Origin of the sequence: Azorhizobium doebereinerae UFLA1-100 (assembly GCF_000473085.1) — a bacterium.
GTDB lineage: Bacteria > Pseudomonadota > Alphaproteobacteria > Rhizobiales > Xanthobacteraceae > Azorhizobium > Azorhizobium doebereinerae.
In genome coordinates this window covers 1-17270 of the sequence record NZ_AXBA01000037.1, presented here as the reverse complement: position 1 = coordinate 17270, position 17270 = coordinate 1, and the positions used below count along the sequence as shown (strand labels likewise).

The window sequence follows — 17270 nt, the reverse complement described above, 5'->3', positions numbered from 1 at the left end:
CCCATTCGACAGGAGAAGAACGATGCGTAAGGCTCTCATGCTCGGGGCAATGGTCGCTCTCTTGAGCGCCGCGGGAACGGCTTCGGCCGCCGAGGTGGAAGTGAAGCTGCTCAATCGCGGGGCCGAAGGCGTGATGGTTTTCGAACCGGCCCTGGTCAAGGTTCAACCCGGCGATACCGTCAAGTTCGTCCCGGCCGACAAGGGCCACAATGTGGAGACGATCGACGGCATGCTGCCGGAGGGCGCAAAGCCGATCGCCGGCAAGATCAGCGAGGAGGTGGTGGTCGTCTTCGACAAGGAGGGCGTCTACGGCGTCCGCTGCAAGCCGCACTACGGCATGGGCATGGTGGGCCTGATTGTCGTGGGGCAGCCCGGGAATGAGGATGCCGCCAAGACGGTCAGCCATCCCGGCAAGGCCAAGCAGACTTTTGCCGCCCTGTTCGGCAAGCTGGACGCCACGAAAACGGCGAGCAAGTAGCCCGCGCAGACGCGCAGACGCGCAGCCGCAGCCGGAGCCGGAAGTTAGTATCCGGATGGAGGTCGTCGGGCATCCATTCGGGACCGGTTTGCCCTCGCCCGGCAGGATGCGGGGCCGCAGGGAGGGCGACCGTGGATTGCCATGGATCGGCCGCTCCTGCCGTGGGATCCTGCACGTAACCTTGAGGCGGGCGGGATGGCGATCGCGGCACATCACCTCTTCTTTCCGGCCGCCATGCTCCAGGCCGTCGCGGCCGTCGGGGTCTGGATTTTCGCGCCGCCCGGCTTCGCCACCCCCTTCTGGCATGCGCACGAACTGGTCTTCGGCTACACGCTGGCGGTGGCGGCCGGCTTCCTGTTCACCAAGGCCACGGCGAAAACCATCCTCACGGCCCTCGCCCTATGGACCGCGGCGCGGCTGGCATGGTTCCTTCCGCCCGACCCATTCGCCCTCCCCCAGGCCGTGCTGACCATGGCCGCGACGGGCACCATCGCGATCATCGGCGCCCGCGGTTTTCTGCGGGGGATCAAGCGCGGCCAGAACTACGTCTTCCCGGTTCCCCTGGCGGTTCTCCTCCTGTGCGAAGCCACCTCGCAGGTCCCGGCCGTGGGAGGAAGCCCGCGGATCGGAGCGGCCGCCGTCATGGTGGCGGTCTTCGCCGTGGTCGGGCTGATCCTGGCCATGGGCGGACGCATCCTCGGCGCGGCATTGTCGGGCCTGGCGCAGCGGTCCGGCGGCGAGCGGCTTCCGCCGCGCCCCGGCCTCGAACTGGTGATATTGGCGGCGTTGCTGGCAACCGCCCTGTCCCTTCTCGCCGGCGCGCCCGCCGCCCTGCTCGCCTGTTGCGCCTGGATAGGCTGCGCCGCCATCCTGGCCCGGCTCGCCGACTGGCGGGCGGGCCTGCGCCTTGCGAGCTTGGATCTGCTCGCCCTCGTCTTGGCGCAGGCCTTCATCGCCGCCGGCCTCGCGGGGCTGGGAGCGCGGGTGCTGGACCCGCCGTGGCCGGAGAGCGCGCCGCTCCACCTCATCACCATCGGCGGCATCGGGCTGACCACCGTCACCATGATGGTGAAGACCGCGGTCCAGCGCGACCGCAGACCCATGCCCGCCGGGGTCATCGGCTCAGCCGCCGCGCTGATGTCCTTCGCCGGCCTTGCCCGCGCCGGCGTCTTCCTGTTTCCCGGCCTCGCCTATCCGCTGGCCGCGCTGGCCTGGATCGGGGCCATGGCCATTGCCTTCGCCTGGTCGGTGGCCGCGCGCGGCACACGCTGACCGCCCTGCCCGCCGAGAGCAAGGCCGAGCGTGGACCACATGGCGTCCACGCGCGCCGTCACCGCCGGATCCATGGCCAGCACCTCACCCCAGGTCCGCTCAGTCTCTGGTCCGATCTTGGTAGTCGCATCGATACCGAGCTTGCCGCCGAGACCGGGCTTGGGCGAAGCGAAATCGAGATAGTCGATGGGCGTATCGGCGACGGTCAGGAGATCGCGCGAGCTGTCCGCTCGGGTCGACACCGCCCACATCACGTCCGCCCAGTTGCGCACGTCGATATCCGCATCCACCACGATGAGGAGCTTGGTGTAGGTGAATTGCGGCAGCATGGACCAGAGCCCCATCATCAGCCGCCGCGCCTGGCCGGGATAGCGCTTGGAGATGGAAGCCACCGCCACGCGGTAGGAGCAGGCTTCCGGCGGCAGCCACAGGTCGACGATCTCCGGGAACTGGCGGCGGACCAAGGGCAGGAAGACCTCGTTCAGCGCCTCGCCGATCCGCGACGGCTCGTCGGGCGGCCGGCCGGTGAAGGTCGACAAATAGAGCGGGTTCCGCCGCATCGTCACCGCCGTGACGGTGAGCACCGGAAAGTCCTCAACGGCGTTGTAATAGCCGGTGTGGTCGCCATAGGGGCCCTCCGGCGCTGTCTCTGCCGCCGAAACCAGCCCCTCGATGACGATCTCCGCTTCCGCTGGGACCATCAGGGGCACGGTGACACAGGGCGTGAGAACCGGCCGCTCGCCGCGCAGGATGCCGGAGAATTTCAGTTCTGCGAGGGTTTCCGGCAAGGGCATGACTGCCGCCATTATCGTTCCCGGATCGGCCCCGATCACGATCGCCACTGGCATGTCACGGCCGAGCGCCTGCCATTGGTGATGATGCTTGGCGCCGCCGCGATGGGCCAGCCAGCGCATGATCGCGCGATCCCGCCCCAGAATCTGTATGCGGTAGACGCCCATGTTGCCCTCGTCGGCGGGCGAGGCCTCGGGCGGCCGGGTGATGACCAGCGGCCAGGTGATGAGAGGCGCGGGCTCGCCCGGCCAGCAGATCTGCGCCGGCAGCGCCCGCAGGTCGATGTCCTGCCCGATGAGGATCCGCTCCTGCACGGGTGCGGATGAGCGCGTCCGCGGCCGCATCGCCAGCGCCGCGCGGGCAAGCGGGAGTTTCCGCCACGCATCGGCCAGGCCCTGCGGGGGGCGCGGCTCGCGCAGTTCGGCCAGCGCCTCGCCGAACCGGCCAAGCGCCTCGGGCTGGATGCCCAGCCCCCACGCCACGCGTTCCACCGTGCCGAAGAGGTTGGTGACGAGGGGCATGGGCGAAAGCGAACCATCCGGCCGAACCGGGCGCTCGAACCAGAGCACCGGCCCGTTGTCCTTCACCACCCGGCGGTGGACCTCGGTGATCTCATGCACGACGGAAACCGGCTCATGGATCCGCACCACCTGTCCCGCATGATCAAGGTGCGTGAGGAAGCTCCGCAGATCGCGGAACGGCGCAACGTCTCGGTGCAGCAAAGGGGCCTCCTGGGGTGCGACATCCCTCCCATGCGGGCCGGCCCTGCTCTTTGCGCCAGCGCAATCAAGGGGGCAGACGGAGCGTGTATCCGTCGTCCTCGAGGTGACCCGATGCCCGCTTCCGAAACGGCCATTCCGACCGTACCGCCGTTCCTTTCCAGCCTGATGCGACCGTTGCCGCTGCTGCCGTTGCAGCCCGTGCTCGCCGTGCTCATCTCCCGGATTCGGCGGCATCATCCGCAGATCTTCGAGCGACTGGGCGCCCATGCCGACAAGTCCTTCGGCATCGATCCGACCGACCTGCCGTTCGCCTTCGTTCTCACGCCGCATCCCAACAGCCCCGCCGTCTCGGCGGTGCGGGCTCTGCCGGCCTCCCTCAATGTGCGCATCGCCGGCCCGCTGGCGGGCCTGATCGGGCTGGTGGAGGGGGATTTCGACGGCGACGCCCTGTTCTTCTCCCGCGACCTGCGGGTCGATGGCGATGTGGAGGCCGTTCTCGCGCTGCGCAACGCCATCGACGATGCGGAGATCGACCTGGTCGGCGAAGTCGTCAGGGGGCTGGGGCCGCTGAAAGCGCCGGCCGAGCGCGCCTTGCGCAGCCTGCTCCGGCCGCCTCGCCGAGCAGCCGGACCCGAGGCTGGAGCGACCTCATGGAACTGATCTGCCCCGCCGGTACGCCCGCAGCCTTCAAGGTGGCGGTGGATGCCGGTGCCGATGCGGTCTATTGCGGCTTCCGCGACGAGACCAACGCCCGCAACTTTCCCGGCCTTAATTTCAGCCGTGACGAATTGCGCGCGGCGATCACCTTCGCGCACGAGCGGGGCGCCAAGGTCTTGGTGGCGATCAACACCTTTCCACGCGCCGGTGCAGTCGATGTCTGGCATCGGGCGGTCGATGACGCCGTCGCGCTCGGCGCCGACGCCCTGATCCTCGCCGACGTCGGCCTGATGGACTATGTCGCCCGGCACCATCCCGACCAGCGCCTCCATGTCTCGGTCCAGGCCGCCGCAGCCAATGCCGACGCGATCCGCTTCTACGTGGAGGCGTTCGGCGCGCGGCGGGTGGTGCTGCCGCGCGTCCTGACCGTGCCCGAGATCGCCGTCATCACCTCCGAGATCGCCTGCGAAACCGAGGCGTTCGTATTCGGCGGCCTGTGCGTGATGGCGGAGGGGCGCTGCTCCCTTTCCTCCTACGCCACAGGCCGCTCGCCGAACATGCAAGGCGTGTGCTCCCCGCCGAGCCACGTGACCTACGGCGAGGCGCAGGGGAAGGTCGTCTCGCGGCTCGGCGCCTTCACCATCAATGCCTTCGCGGACGGCGAGCCGGCAGCCTATCCGACCCTGTGCAAAGGCCGCTTCGCCACCAGCCACGGGGCGGGCTACATCTTCGAGGAACCCGCCAGCCTCGACGCCGCGACGCTGCTGCCGAGCCTGCGCAAGGCCGGCGTCACGGCGGTGAAGATCGAAGGCCGGCAACGCAGCCGGGCCTATATCGAGAGCGTCGTGCGCTCGTTCCGCCAGACGATTGCCGCGCTGGACGCGGGCGTGGTGGCGGAGGCGGCCTCGCTGACCGCCTTGACCGAAGGCCAGACCACCACCGTCGGCGCATACCGCAAGACGTGGCGGTGAAAGCGCGGGCATTGACAGGCGCGGCAACGAACCAGCGTCCCGATGCGCGGACACTACGGCGACAATCCGTTTCCAAGAGAATGTGCGATGGCAAGGCTTGACGGGAAGACAGCGGAAGAAGCGGCGCCCTCCGGCGCGTCCGCGGGCCGGGACGGCGGTATGCGACTGACCCTAGGTCCCGTCCTGTTCAACTGGGATGCCGGCGCCTGGCGCGACTTCTACTTCCGCATGGCGGACGAGGCCCCCGTCGACACCGTCGTCGTGGGAGAAATCGTCTGCTCCAAGCGATTGCCGTTCTTCCTCGATCACATGCCATCGGTGATCGACCGGCTGACGGCGGCGGGAAAGACCGTGCTGCTGGGCTCGCTGGTCCTCGTCTCGCTGCCGCGTGAGCGCCGGCAGATGGCGGACCTCGTGGAGGCGGAACATCTGGTCGAGGTGAACGATCTCTCCTGCATGCCGGCCCTGGCGGGACGGCGGCACGCCATCGGCCCGTTCGTCAACGTCTACAACGAGGCGACGGCCGCCTTCCTCGCCGGCCGGGGCGCGGAACGCATCTGCCTTCCTCCGGAACTCCCCCTCGCCTCGGTCCGTGCGATCGCGACGGCATTGCCGGACACCGTCTTCGAGGTCTTCGCCTTCGGCAAGGTACCGCTCGCCATCTCCGCGCGCTGCTATCACGCTCGCGTCCACGGCCTGTCGAAGGACAATTGCCGGTTCATCTGCGAACAGGACCCGGACGGACTGCCTGTCAGCACGCTCGACGGGGACGGCTTCCTGACCGTCAATGGCGTGCAGACCCTGTCCCACACCTGCGCCAACCTCCTGGGCGATGCGCCCGCGCTGGCCGACGCGGGCGTGCGGTCTCTGCGCCTGTCGCCGCAGCATTGCGACATGGTGGAGGTGGCACGGACGTTCCGTGATGTCCTGGATGGCCGGAGCGAAGCGGAGGCGGGAAGCGAAGCGCTCGCCACGCTTTATCCCGCCGTCCCCTTCGCCAACGGCTTCCTCCACGGGATACCGGGCGCATCCCGCGTGGCGGGGGCCCGAGCCGGCGGAGCGTGATCAGCGACCCCGCCCAATGACAATCGGCATGGGGCCCGGAGCGCGGCCCTGCGAGGAGACGGATCGTGACGGCGCAGGCACATCGAGTGGAAAGCGACACCGGGCACCTCATCGCGCGCCTGCAAACCATCCTCACCCTGGTGGAGCTCGACTGTGACTGCCGCAGATCGCTGTCCGAGGCGATCGATCGTTTCGCAGCCATGGAGCGGCGGCGGGTCTCGCGGCACCATATCACCGAGGCGCGTGACCATAAGAGCCGCATCATCGCCCTGCTCGCCTTCCTGTCCGAACTCGACCAGATCACCGAGGGTGAGAACGACCGTTCCGTATTCGAGGAAATGGCGCTGCTGTTCGTCGAGATCGCCAATTGCGCCACGGCGGGCGCGGCAGCGCTACGACAAGTGGACCAGGGGTCCTGAGCCCTTACGGCTCACCAGCATCGGATTTGCCGGGAAGCGGTGGCACCATCGCTCGCCGCACGAGCTTGGCCAGGGGCGCTCCCTCGGTCGCGACTTCGCGGATCACCTCTCCGTTCCCGTCTACGATCGCCTGCCAGGCGGCTCCTCCGGCACGAATGGTCAGCCGCCAGGAACCGGCATCGTCGCCCTCGCCGGCTTCGACCCGGCTCGTGATCTGGCCGAGGTCCTGGCGGCGCCGAAAGGCTTCGGGCGTCAGCGACAATTGCGCGGCGAGATAAACCGCATCGACCACATAATCCCCATGGGCATCGCGTTCCAGACGCATGGCACTCCCCCTCAGTTCGCCGTGACCGGCCGGCGGCCCTTGGCGCGTGCGCCATAAAACAGGCAGGCGGCGAAGGCCACCATCGCCAGCAGGGTCAGCGGGCCGCTGACGCGACGCATCTCCTCTATTTCCAGCAGGCCGCCCGCCACCCGCAGGAGCGCGGAGAGATGCAACAGGGCCAGCGGCCCGTAGAGCACGGGCTGATAGCGCAGGCGCACCCGCGCCACGGCGGGAATGATGATCAAGGCGTGCCCGAACACCATCGAGAGCACGAAGCCGATCAGCACCGCGTGAAGCGCGACATCATAGCCATAAGGCGCCACATCCGGCCCCCGCGCAATCAGCGCGACACCCGCCACCGCCATCCAGGCATAGCCCGCCAGCATGGCCGTCGCGCAGAACCGCGCCTGGCCGGACAGGCGGACGGTCTTCATCGCCAGGTCGTGACGCGCGAGCCAGGCGGCCGTGCCCAGCAGGCCGAGCCCGAACAGCACCGCGCCGTCATGGGTCGTGATGCCATTGCGCGCGCCCGCCGCGACGAGGCCAGCCGCGAAGAGGAACAGCACCTCGCTTCCGCGTTTACGCTCCAGCAGCCGGCTCATTTCCAGCCGCTCGCCGCCGATGGTGAAGATGAGGAAGGCAAGCCACCATCCGGCGACATCCGGAACCGCCCGCCCGAGGAGCCAAAGCACATTGCCGCTCAGCCAAGCGGCGGCCCCCAGCAGCAGCACAGCCGTAAAAAGAGCAGGCTGCTGGCAGGCGATGAGCAATGTCGCGGCGAACAGCACACCACTGGCAAGCACATAGCCCGCCGCCCCGACCTCGGGCGGCAGGCCCGCCAGCAGCGCGAGGCTGCCGGCTGCCGCGAGGATAGGGGCGAGATAGGACCAATCGCGACCGACCGCCACGGCCCGTTCCAGGCTGATGAGGGCACCGAAGGCGCCGGAAATCATCAGGGGCCCGTGAAGGGCGGCGAGGCCCACGCCGTGCGGCAGGGTCCAGCCGAGGCGCCAGAGCCCGCCACACAGACCGGCGATCATGCTCACCGCGCCGAGGGCGAGCAGCCCGACGCGCAGGCTCCTACGCCCGTGGATCGCGCCGCCGACGAGCGGCCGCTCGTCAGGCGGCGAGACGGCTGATGCGGACCTGCCAGACATCCGGCCCCTCCTCTTGATAGTCCCAGCCGAACAGGCCGGGATATTCCGCGCTGAACTGGTAGAAGAGCGGCTTGGGGTCGTGGTCGTTAACCAGCAGGAACGCCTCCCCGGAGCCCAGCAGCCCGAAGGTGCCGAAGATCAGCGGATGGCGCAGGCGCGGCGCGATCTGCCTGACGTCGATGACGGTTTCAGTGGTCTCGCAGGTGCACATCGGGAGGTCTCCGGGGCGGGCGGCCGAGCCGTTCCAGGCCGCGATCGGTGATGCGATCCGGAGTCCATGGCGGATCCCAGACCAGACTGGCGTTCACGACCTTGACCTCGCCAAATCGCTCGCTGATCCGCTCCCGAATATCGTCGAGGATCATCTCGCCAAGCGGGCATGCCCGCGTGGTGAGCGAGATCGCAACATCGACCGCGTCCGTCGATCGGGATGCCCGGTATACGAGGCCGAGATCGACGACGCTGAGACCCACTTCCGGATCCAGCACGTCTTCAAGGCACGAGAGCAGTTCGGGGTCGAGGGCGGGGGGCATCGGCATGGGGGTGTCGTCTCGTGAACACAACGATCTTCACGTCTGTCCGACCCGCCTTCTTTGTCGGCACGCAAACAGATCGTGCGAAGGCCTCTGGGCTCAGCGGTCTTGGCGCTCGCCGGACCCGGCCGTGCCCGGGCGCAGCGCCTGCAATGCGGCGACCGTGCTGCGATAGACCCGGACCGCCTCGTCCTCGTCGAACTCCGCATGGAAGCGCTTCTTCACGCCGAGATCGGTCAGCACCACGTCCACGGCCGGCGTCACGCCGTGACGCGCCAGGCTCTGCCGCACGCAGCGCAACTGGCAGCCGTCGATGGCCACCACCGGCCGCCCCGACGTGGCGATCCTGACCAGCGAAGGCACGTCGCCGCCAACGCCCGCGATGCACGACATTTCCGCATCGCCCGCGCGATCGAGGCACAGCGCCACGTAATTCGCCATCTGCGCGGCGCTGGAGCAGCCCGAGCAGGAATAGGCGAGCGGAAACGTGCGTTTATCGGTAGCCATCGAACTTTCCCCCTGCCTTATCGGAAGGGCGCAGAGTGGCGCAGGGCTCCGCGGCGCATCCTTGCTCCCCAGCAAACAAATCGCCGATGCCTCTCCCGCAACGGCCGGTTCATTCTCCTTGCCAGCCGGCCGATTTCCTGCCTCAATCCGGCCCGCTTACCTCCGCCTCACCCACTCCATCCACTCCGCGCGGTCGCGCTGCGCGCCAGCATCGGTAACGCCACGATGGACGTCGCTATGGCCCCCATTCCGCTTGCCATCGTCACCCAGCGCATCTGGCTGGAGTGCAAGCGCGCCCCGGACAGCTCGGCCTATTTCGTGCCGTTCGTCTACCGCCTGAACCCCGGCGTCGATGCCGACCGGCTGGAGCGGGCGCTGCGCGAGACGGTCGACGCCCAACCCGCCCTGCGCTCGGTGATTCACGAGGTGGACGGCAAGCCTTACCAGGTGATCCGGGACACGCCGGCGCGGGTGCTGGAGCGTTCGGACAGCTGGGAATGGGCGATCACCCAGCCGTTCGACGTGGAGAACGGCCCGCTGTTCCGGTTCGTGCTGTGCGGCGACATCTTCGTCATCAACGGCAGCCACATGGTGCTGGACGGCGGCTCGATCCAGCTGCTGCTAGAAGAGGTCGGCGCGCGCTATCACGACCAGCCGGCACCGCAGCCCGGCCCCGATCCCGCAGCCTGGGAAGCTCATGAGCGCGCCTATCTGGAAAGCCCAGAACATGACGCCGACCGCGCCTATTGGACTCAGGCCCTGGCGCAATCCGATTTCCATGCCGGCCTGCCGACACGGCGCGTGAGCTACCGGGGCGAAAGCGACGGCAATCTCTATTTCTCGCTCCCCCTGCCGCAGATGAACGTCAGCCCGTTCATCACCACGCTCGCCCTGATCCAAGCCCTGGTCCACCGCTACACCGAGCAGGAGATGGTGGCGGTGCTCTATCCCACCGACCTGCGCGGCAAGCCGTTCGCCCGCTCCATGGGCTCGTTCGTCAATTCACTGATCGCCACCGCCAGCTTCACGCCGGACCTCACCTTCGCCCAGCTCGTGCAGCAGGTGCAGGAGCAGCGGCGCGCGACCCGGGAGCACGACCGTCTGTCGTTCCAGGAAGTCATTGCGGGCCTGCGCCGGGCGCGGCCCTCGGAGGCCATTCAGCTGCCCAATGTCTCCGTCTCTTGGGCGAAGCCCCTCTGGCCGTTCGCCCTGGGCACGCCGTTGCCGCTGGAGACGGTGGATTGCCAGAACGACCTCCTGTTCCTCTGCTTCGCCGAGGGCGAGCGGCTGGACGTGCGGCTGCAATATCGCGCGGCGCAGTTCACCCGCGACTTCGCCGAGCAATTGGCCGCACATTTGGCGCTGCTCGCTGAGCAGGTGATCGCCCATCCGGAGACACCGCTGTCGCAGTTGAAGCTCGCGAGCGATGCCGAGGTGCAGCGGATCGAAACCGAGTGGACACCGCCGCCCGCCCCGCGCACCGACCTGCAATTGCTGCACGATGCCTTCTCCGATTGGGCAGCCCGCCAACCGGAGGCACCCGCGCTGCTGATGCGCGACCGCGTGATCAGCTATGGCGAGATGGACCGCCTGACCAACCGCATCGCGCACGCTCTGCGCCGGCGGGGCGTGAAGCCCAACACGCTGGTCGGGGTCATGATGGAGAAAGGCTGGGAGCAGGCAGTGGCCTGCATGGCCATCCTGAAGGCGGGCGGCGGCTATCTGCCGATCAATGCCGCCTGGCCGGCCGAGCGCATGGACAGTGTGATCGCGCAAGGCGACGTGGAGATCGTGCTGAGCCAGCAGCGCGTGATCGACCGCCTCAGCCGGCCGGCCCTCGCGGTGGACGACCCCGCGCCATGGGCGGACGAGCCGGACACCCGCCTCGCCTCGGTCAACGACATCGGCGACATCTGCTACGTGCTGTTCACCTCCGGCTCCACGGGCAAGCCGAAGGGCGTGACGCTGACCCATTTCAGCGTCATGAACACGCTGCGCAACGCCAACGAGCAGCATGGCATCGGCCCGGGCGACAAGTCGCTTCAGCTCTCCGATTTCGCCTTCGATCTTTCGGTCTACGACATTTTCGGCATGCTCTCGGCCGGTGCCGGCGTGGTGATACCGGACGAAGACCGCCACCTGGAGCCGCCGCACTGGGTGGAGATCGCGCGCCAGCATGGCGCCTCCATCTGGACCAGCGTGCCCATGTATGTGGACATGTGGGTGCAGTCGGGCGAAGCGTTGCCCAGCATGCGCGTGTTCATGATGGGCGGCGACAAGATCCCCACCGACCTGCCGGAGCGCATGCGCCCGCTCGCCCCCGGCGCGGCGATCTGGAGCGTCGGCGGCCCGACCGAGACCTCGATCATCTCCAACTGGTATCGCATCGGTGCGGTGGATCCGATCTGGACCACCATCCCCTACGGCCGGGCGATGCCCAACCAGAAAATGTTCGTGCTCGATCCGGGCCTCAACCACTGCCCGCCCTTCATGCCGGGGCGGATCTTCATGGGCGGCGTGTGCCTGGCCCGCGGCTATTGGAAGGACCAGGAGAAGACGGACGCCGCCTTCGTCACCTATCCAGCCACCAGCGAGCGCATCTATTACACCGGCGACCTCGGCCGCTGGCTGCCGGACGGCCAGGTGGAGTTCCTAGGCCGCGCCGACTTCCAGGTGAAGATCAACGGCTTCCGCATCGAGCTAGGCGAGATCGAGGGCGCGATCCAGGCGTTGCCGGACGTGAAGGCCGCGCTCGTGGACGGGCAGGAGCAGCCCAACGGCAAGGGCAAATTCCTGGTGGCCTACGTGGTGTCGGACAAGGCGCCTGACGCCGCGCAGATGCGCGCCGCGCTCCAGGATCGCCTGCCCTACTACATGATCCCGCGGGTGTTCGTGGCGCTGGAGCAGATCCCGCTGTCCGCCAATGGCAAGGTGGACCGCAAGGCCCTGCCCCGGCCGGATGTGGCGCAGATGCCGGGCGAGCTGCCCTATGTGGCGCCGCGCACCGAGACCGAGGCGGCGCTGGTGGACATCTGGCAGGCCGTACTGAAGCACGAACCGGTCGGCATCCACGACAATTTCTACGCGCTCGGCGGCGATTCACTGCTGGCCGTACAGCTTGGCATCAAGGCACGGGAAGCGGGGCTTCCGCTCGACCCCACCGCGCTCCAGCGCACGCCCACCATCGCGGAGCTGGTGCAGCATCTGGAGCCCGCCCGGACCGTGCGCGCCGACGAAGCCACGGGCGAGGTACCGCTGTCCCCCATGCAGCGCTACTACTTCACCTGGGCGACGGAGCGGCCGCAGCAGTTCAACGTCTCCGCCGCATTCCGCTGCGCGCTGGAGCCCGAGCGGCTGAAGGCCGCCTTGCAGACGCTGGTGGCGCACCACGATGCGCTTCGGCTCCGGTTCAAGGACGGAAAGCAATTCTATGCCGAGGCCGGCGTGGACGTGCCGCTGGAGTGCGCCGACATCCCGCTGGCGCAAGTCGGCGCGCGGGCCGCGCAGATGCAGGAGACCATCGACATCGCGCAGGGCCCGATCATGCGCGCAGGCCTGTTCACCACCGAACAGGGGCAGCGCCTGGTGCTGATCTGCCATCATCTGGTGACCGACGGCCTGTCCTGGGGCGCGGTAGTGACGGATTTGCAGCGTGCGTATCTCGGCCAGACGCTGGCGCCGTCGGGCGGCACCTACAAGTCCTGGGTCGAGGGGCTGGTCCGCTTCGCGGCGACCCCGGAGGCCGAGGCGCAGTTGCCTTATTGGCTCGACCAGCAAGGGCCGACATTCACGCCCGACAGCCACCAGCCCGGCGCCCGGCAGCGCGACATCGTCACGCTCCTGAGCCCCATGCTGGATGAGGCGCCCAACCACCCCTATGAGCGCGTCGCCGCCGCCTTGGTGGACGCATCGGGGCAGGACCGCCTGATGCTGCACGTGGTCGGCCACGGCCGGGAGCCAGTGGTGGCCGACGTCGATCCCACCCGCCTGTGCGGCTGGTTCACCACCCATACACCGATCGTGCTGGCGGGTGGGCTCACCGACGTGGCCGGGCAGCTCCACGCCATGCCGCAGCACGGCATCGCCCACGGCGCCCTGCGCGCCTACCACCCGCGCGGAACCGAACTCGCTGCGCAGGACAAGGTCGGCATCCTGTACAATTTCTTCGGCGAGACCTGGGACAGCAGCTTCCACGGCGCGGTGCTCGAGCCCCCCGAAGACGATCTGCTCTACCTCAAGAACCACGCCTTCGCCGACAACCCCGCCGATTTCTGGCTGTATCTCGTAGCCATCATCCACGATGGCAAGCTGATGATCCGGTTCCAGTATTCCTCCCTCAATTATCGGGAGGAGACCATCCGCGGCCTGGCCGAGCGGATGCGTGCCAGCCTTGAAGCCCATCTGCACGAGCCGGTCGCCAGCCAGGCATGATCGCGCTCTTCCTGCTCATCCTGGTCGATTCGATCAGCGCGACCGTGATCATTCCGCTGCTCGGCCCGCTGCTGATCGAGCCGGCGACGCTGGTGTTCCTGCCGGACGCCGCGTTGCCGCTGCGCAATTTCGTCAGCGGGCTGCTGGTCGCCGTCTATGTGCTGATGATGCTGTACATGGCGCCGGTGCTGGGGCGCCTGTCGGACCAGTGGGGCCGGCGGCCGGTGCTGCTGCTGTGCGGGGCGGGCGTGCTGCTGGGCAATCTGCTGGCCGGCATCGCGATCGAGCTGCACCTGCTGCCGCTGCTGTTCCTGAGCCGCCTGATCGGCGGCGCGACCGCGGGCGCCCAGCCATCGGCGCAAGCGGCGCTGGTGGACATGGGCAGCAACAAGGCCCGGCTCCTGAGCTACAGCATGCTGTTCTCCTCGCTTGGCTTCGTGCTGGGGCCGGTGGTAGCCTCGGCGCTGTCCACGATCTCGTTTTCGGCGCCGCTGCACCTCTGCACGCTGCTGACGCTGATTGCCCTGGTGCTGCTGCTGGCCAGCTATCGGGAGGCGGACAAGCCCGGACGGAAGGTCGACTGGTCGAGCATTTCGATTTGGGAAGGCGTGCGTTGTTTCAGAGACGCGGCGGGCGACCGGGCGGTGCGCGGCCTCCTCGGCTGCTTCCTGCTGATGCAGGTGGCCTGGGGCAGCTTCTTCGTGTTCGTCTCGATCTATCTGATGGGCACCTCCGGCCTCCAGATGAGCCTGACCCAGGTGGGTGCCTTCATGTCCATCATGGGAATCGGCTTCTGCATCTCCAACGGGCTGGTGCAGCCCGCGCTCGCCGAGCGGTTCGGCATGCGCAGCTTGGCCGTCGCGGGACTCGGCTTGAACGCGGCGACCATGGTGCTTTGCCTGATGCTGACTTCCATCTATCAGGCCTATGCCGTGGCGCTGATTGCCGGCATCACCGTGAACGTCGCCTATCCCTCGATCGTGACCCTGCTGTCGGACCGCGTGGCGGCGGAACGGCAAGGTTGGATCCTGGGCATGGTGGGCTCGACGGCCGCCATGGGATGGGGCATTTCCTCGTTGGTGTCGGGCGCGTTGGGCGGGTTGGGGCACGCTTTGCCGGTCATGCTGGCGGCGGGCCTGATGGCCGGCGCCGCGCTGGCGATGACGGTGGCCGGCTCGGACCGCCAGAGCGCTGGCGCTACCGCCAAGGCTCGCCGGGACTGAACGGACCGCCATTTGGCGGCACCGTCCAGCAGGACAGCATGTCTCCTCCCGCGCCTTCTTCCGCGCCACACGCGGCCGGAAGACGCCGGAACAGCTTTGCTTTCAGATATCTGGAAAAGGAAATGGTGCCCAGGGGCGGGGTATGGATCTTCAATTCAATAAACAACTTATCGTCGGGCGCGGATAAATCATGCCAGACGCAGCTTCAGTGCATTGCAGATGTCAAATCCGCCCCCATCGAACACCCTTCGCATGCAACTCCCCTATCACTACTTTGGCATTTTATGCCTGAGGCGCGCCCTGCAGTGTGGACATCTGAGTGTGTCCGGCGTGAAGATCTGATCCAGGATGGCCTGGCGGATCGCTGGCAGGTTCGGCTGCGGCGGGGGGCCGGAGATCCTTTTTCCCCCCGCTCGCCTGACGCAGGCGACGGTTCTGCAGGAAGGCGTAGGCGATCATCGTCATCAAGGCGTGCCTGTGCAGGCCGCCCCAGGATCGGCCCTCGAAGTGGTCGAGCCCGAGCTCCTCCTTCAGTTGCTGATGCGCCTGCTCGCAGGCCCACCGCGCCTTCACCGCGCCGGCCAGGCGCTTGAGTGGCGTATCGGCGGGAAGGTTGGAGAGATAATATTTCCGCTCGCCAGTGGACCGCTGCTCGCCAATGAGCCAGGCGTCTTCCCCCGGCTGATGCTGCTGCCCCATGGCGCCGATCCTCTGGGGCGGTCCGTCGGCCACCATGATCCTCACGGCGGCAAAGCGGGCCTTGAGCGGGCCCTTGGTCCCCCGCCTCCAGCTCAGCGTGCGCCAGGGGGCGCTCGCCAGCGTCTTCTCCGCCGAGAGCGAGGTCACGTCGGGCACGGGGGTCTTGCGCGGCCGTCCCCGCCCCGCCACGGGGAAGGTCAGGGCCACGCCGGCGGGATAGACCTTCTGGCGCGCGCCCACGCCCACAGCCCAGATGAGGCCGCGCGCGCTCAGGCCCTGGCGGAACGGGGCGCTCAGGCCATAGCCGGCGTCGGCCAGCACACAGCCGAAGCGCACGCCTGCCGTCCGGATGCGGTCGATCTCCTCCAGAGCGATCTCAGGCTTGGTCTTATAGGACTGGCGCGCATCCGGCACACGCGCCCGGTTCATGCGGTCGGGGTCGCTGGTCCAGCTCTCCGGCAGAAACAGGCGCAGGCCCACCATGACCGGAACCTCGTCGCGTGCGTCCATAGCCTGACGGCTGCGATGAGGACGAAGCCGAGGTAGCTCTCGGCGGTCTTGTCGTATCGGGTCGCGAGACGGCGGGAGTTCTTCAGCTTGTCGAAGCAGCGCTCGATCCTGTTTCGCAGGGCATAGACGTAATCGTCGACGGGGATCTGGACCTTGCGGCTGCGACGCGTCGGGATCATCGACGTGACGCCGCGAGCCTCCATCTCTTCTCGGATGTGGTCGGAATCGTAGCCACGATCGGCCAGAAGGACCTTCGGCTCTGGCCCATCGGCGCCGAGGAGAGGCAGGGCGCCGGTGTAGTCGGAGGCTTGGCCCGGCGCGATGTCGACGGCTACGGGGAGGCCGGCGCCGTTGGTGCGGAGATGAATTTTGGTCGAAAACCCACCTCGCGAGCGCCCGAGACCCTGTCTCGGAGTCCCCCTTGCGCCGGCGGCGCAGTGGTGCGCCCGGATGACGGTGCTGTCGATCATCTGAACCGTCTCGCCGACCCCTTCGGTGTCGTTCAGCACTTCGAGCAGCAGATCCCAGAGGCCGGAGAGCGCCCAGCGGCGGAACTGGCGGTAGACGGAGGACCATTTGCCAAAAAACTCGGGCAGATCCCGCCATTGAACACCGGTTCGGGCAATCCAGAAGACACCGTCGAGTACCCGACGATGATCACGAGGCCGGCGGGGGACTGTCAGGAATTTCGTGCTCGGCGGGGGCGGTTTCGCATTCAGGCGCTGATCGCCTTTGAGAACCGCTCGCCGAATATGACGGCCATCTGGGCCTTCGCAGCCATCCATTCGCGCGGTGGCATTTTCCAATCTTTCTCCGCCCGGTTCAAGACCAGGAACAGCAGCTTCAGGGCCGCCTCGTCATTGGGGAAATGCCCCTGGTGCGGACTGCCCGGCGCAGCTTGGAGTTCAGGGCCTCGATGGCATTCGTGGTGTAAAGGATCCGCCGGACTTCGCGCGGGAAGACGAAGAACTGAATGACCTCTTGCCACGCCCGGCGCCAGGCCTTGCCGTTGGCGGCGTGTTTCTCGCCCCAAGGCCCGACCTCGAAGGCGGTCAACGCCGCCGCGGCCGCCTTGTCGTCCACGGCGTCGTAAATTGTCTTCAGGGCACCGGCGATGGCTTTCCGGTCCTTCCACGACGCAAACTCCATGCTGTGGCGCAGCAGGTGGACGATGCAGGTCTGCACGATGGTCTCGGGATAGGCCGCGGCAATCGCTTCAGGGAAGCCCTTCAGGCCATCGACCACGGCCAGCAGGATGAACTGATGGTGTGGATGCCCCCTCCAGCGGGCACGTATTGTGTCCGGGCAGCGCCGTGGTGGCGCTTTCAGGGGAGGAGCACATGCCAGATGTTCATGTCCTTGCGATCGACCTGGCCAAGCGGAGTTTCCAGGTTTGCGGCACGGATCGGGGCGGGGCGGTTCTGTTCAACCGAACGGTGTCCCGCACGAAGCTGATCCAGCTGTTGAGCGCGCAGCCGCCCTGCATCGTGGCGATGGAAGCCTGCGCAA

Annotated in this window: 14 protein-coding genes and 3 pseudogenes; 8 read left to right on the top strand and 9 right to left on the bottom strand. The window is 67.7% G+C overall.

The genetic code is table 11. The features are described from left to right. Positions 1-22 precede the first annotated feature (22 nt). The gene (locus tag YU1_RS0121780; RefSeq protein ID WP_029005886.1) at positions 23-478 is read left to right on the top strand and encodes a pseudoazurin; all 456 of its coding nucleotides are present in this window, start codon (positions 23-25) and stop codon (positions 476-478) included. 195 nt (positions 479-673) lie between these two features. Further along, positions 674-1750, top strand: coding sequence for an NnrS family protein (locus YU1_RS0121775; RefSeq protein WP_029005885.1), 1077 nt, complete (start codon positions 674-676; stop codon positions 1748-1750). On the opposite strand, the gene YU1_RS30635 is transcribed toward YU1_RS0121775, so the two are convergent. Continuing rightward, complete coding sequence (locus tag YU1_RS30635) at positions 1669-3264, bottom strand: UbiD family decarboxylase (RefSeq protein WP_084540032.1); 1596 nt, start codon at positions 3262-3264, stop codon at positions 1669-1671. The two genes, YU1_RS0121775 and YU1_RS30635, sit on opposite strands and share 82 nt — an antisense overlap. Between YU1_RS30635 and ubiT the strand changes: the two genes are divergently transcribed. From ubiT to YU1_RS0121750, 4 genes are all read left to right on the top strand, one after another. Beyond that, positions 3178-3924: a ubiquinone anaerobic biosynthesis accessory factor UbiT gene (gene ubiT / locus YU1_RS0121765; RefSeq protein ID WP_342447009.1), complete on the top strand. Its 747-nt coding sequence runs from the start codon at positions 3178-3180 to the stop codon at positions 3922-3924. The genes YU1_RS30635 and ubiT overlap by 87 nt on opposite strands. Beyond that, a complete protein-coding gene (ubiU, locus tag YU1_RS0121760; RefSeq protein WP_029005883.1) occupies positions 3915-4892 on the top strand; it encodes a ubiquinone anaerobic biosynthesis protein UbiU in 978 nt (325 codons plus the stop codon). Before ubiT ends, ubiU begins: the two co-directional genes overlap by 10 nt. A gap of 159 nt (positions 4893-5051) precedes the next feature. Next, a complete protein-coding gene (gene ubiV, locus YU1_RS0121755; RefSeq protein WP_029005882.1) occupies positions 5052-5957 on the top strand; it encodes a ubiquinone anaerobic biosynthesis protein UbiV in 906 nt (301 codons plus the stop codon). Between the two features lie 65 nt (positions 5958-6022). Then, complete coding sequence (locus YU1_RS0121750; RefSeq protein WP_051357156.1) at positions 6023-6376, top strand: hypothetical protein; 354 nt, start codon at positions 6023-6025, stop codon at positions 6374-6376. Between the two features lie 4 nt (positions 6377-6380). Here the strand turns inward: YU1_RS0121750 and YU1_RS32170 are convergent, their stop codons facing one another. From YU1_RS32170 to YU1_RS0121725, 5 genes are all read right to left on the bottom strand, one after another. Further along, complete coding sequence (locus YU1_RS32170; protein ID WP_051357154.1) at positions 6381-6701, bottom strand: DUF6522 family protein; 321 nt, start codon at positions 6699-6701, stop codon at positions 6381-6383. Positions 6702-6712: 11 nt separating this feature from the next. After that, on the bottom strand, positions 6713-7741 hold the full coding sequence (locus tag YU1_RS0121740) for a hypothetical protein (RefSeq protein WP_051357163.1): 1029 nt from the start codon (positions 7739-7741) through the stop codon (positions 6713-6715). Positions 7742-7820: 79 nt separating this feature from the next. Then, positions 7821-8069 carry a DUF2249 domain-containing protein gene (locus YU1_RS0121735; RefSeq protein WP_029005879.1) on the bottom strand — a complete coding sequence of 83 codons (249 nt, stop codon included), beginning with the start codon at positions 8067-8069 and terminating at the stop codon, positions 7821-7823. Then, a complete protein-coding gene (locus YU1_RS0121730; protein WP_035716271.1) occupies positions 8047-8397 on the bottom strand; it encodes a metal-sulfur cluster assembly factor in 351 nt (116 codons plus the stop codon). The genes YU1_RS0121735 and YU1_RS0121730 overlap by 23 nt, the downstream gene beginning before the upstream one ends. 93 nt (positions 8398-8490) lie before the next feature. Continuing rightward, positions 8491-8898 (bottom strand): putative zinc-binding protein, encoded by a 408-nt coding sequence (locus YU1_RS0121725; RefSeq protein ID WP_029005877.1) that lies wholly within the window; start codon positions 8896-8898, stop codon positions 8491-8493. Between the two features lie 237 nt (positions 8899-9135). On the opposite strand from YU1_RS0121725, the gene YU1_RS0121720 reads away from it, so the two are divergent. Further along, complete coding sequence (locus YU1_RS0121720) at positions 9136-13329, top strand: non-ribosomal peptide synthetase (protein ID WP_029005876.1); 4194 nt, start codon at positions 9136-9138, stop codon at positions 13327-13329. After that, positions 13326-14552, top strand: a complete 1227-nt coding sequence (locus YU1_RS0121715; RefSeq protein WP_029005875.1) for an MFS transporter — start codon at positions 13326-13328, stop codon at positions 14550-14552. Before YU1_RS0121720 ends, YU1_RS0121715 begins: the two co-directional genes overlap by 4 nt. 282 nt (positions 14553-14834) lie before the next feature. Here YU1_RS0121715 and YU1_RS30625 read toward each other — a convergent pair. The 3 pseudogenes from YU1_RS30625 to YU1_RS30615 all read right to left on the bottom strand — a co-directional run. Further along, positions 14835-15755 (bottom strand): annotated as a pseudogene (locus YU1_RS30625) (IS701 family transposase); the annotation flags it as partial. A 2-nt stretch (positions 15756-15757) separates the two neighbouring features. Then, positions 15758-16432: pseudogene (locus YU1_RS32885) on the bottom strand (IS5 family transposase); the annotation flags it as partial. 44 nt (positions 16433-16476) lie between these two features. After that, positions 16477-17018 (bottom strand): annotated as a pseudogene (locus tag YU1_RS30615) (IS256 family transposase); the annotation flags it as partial. Between the last annotated feature and the right edge of the window lie 252 nt (positions 17019-17270).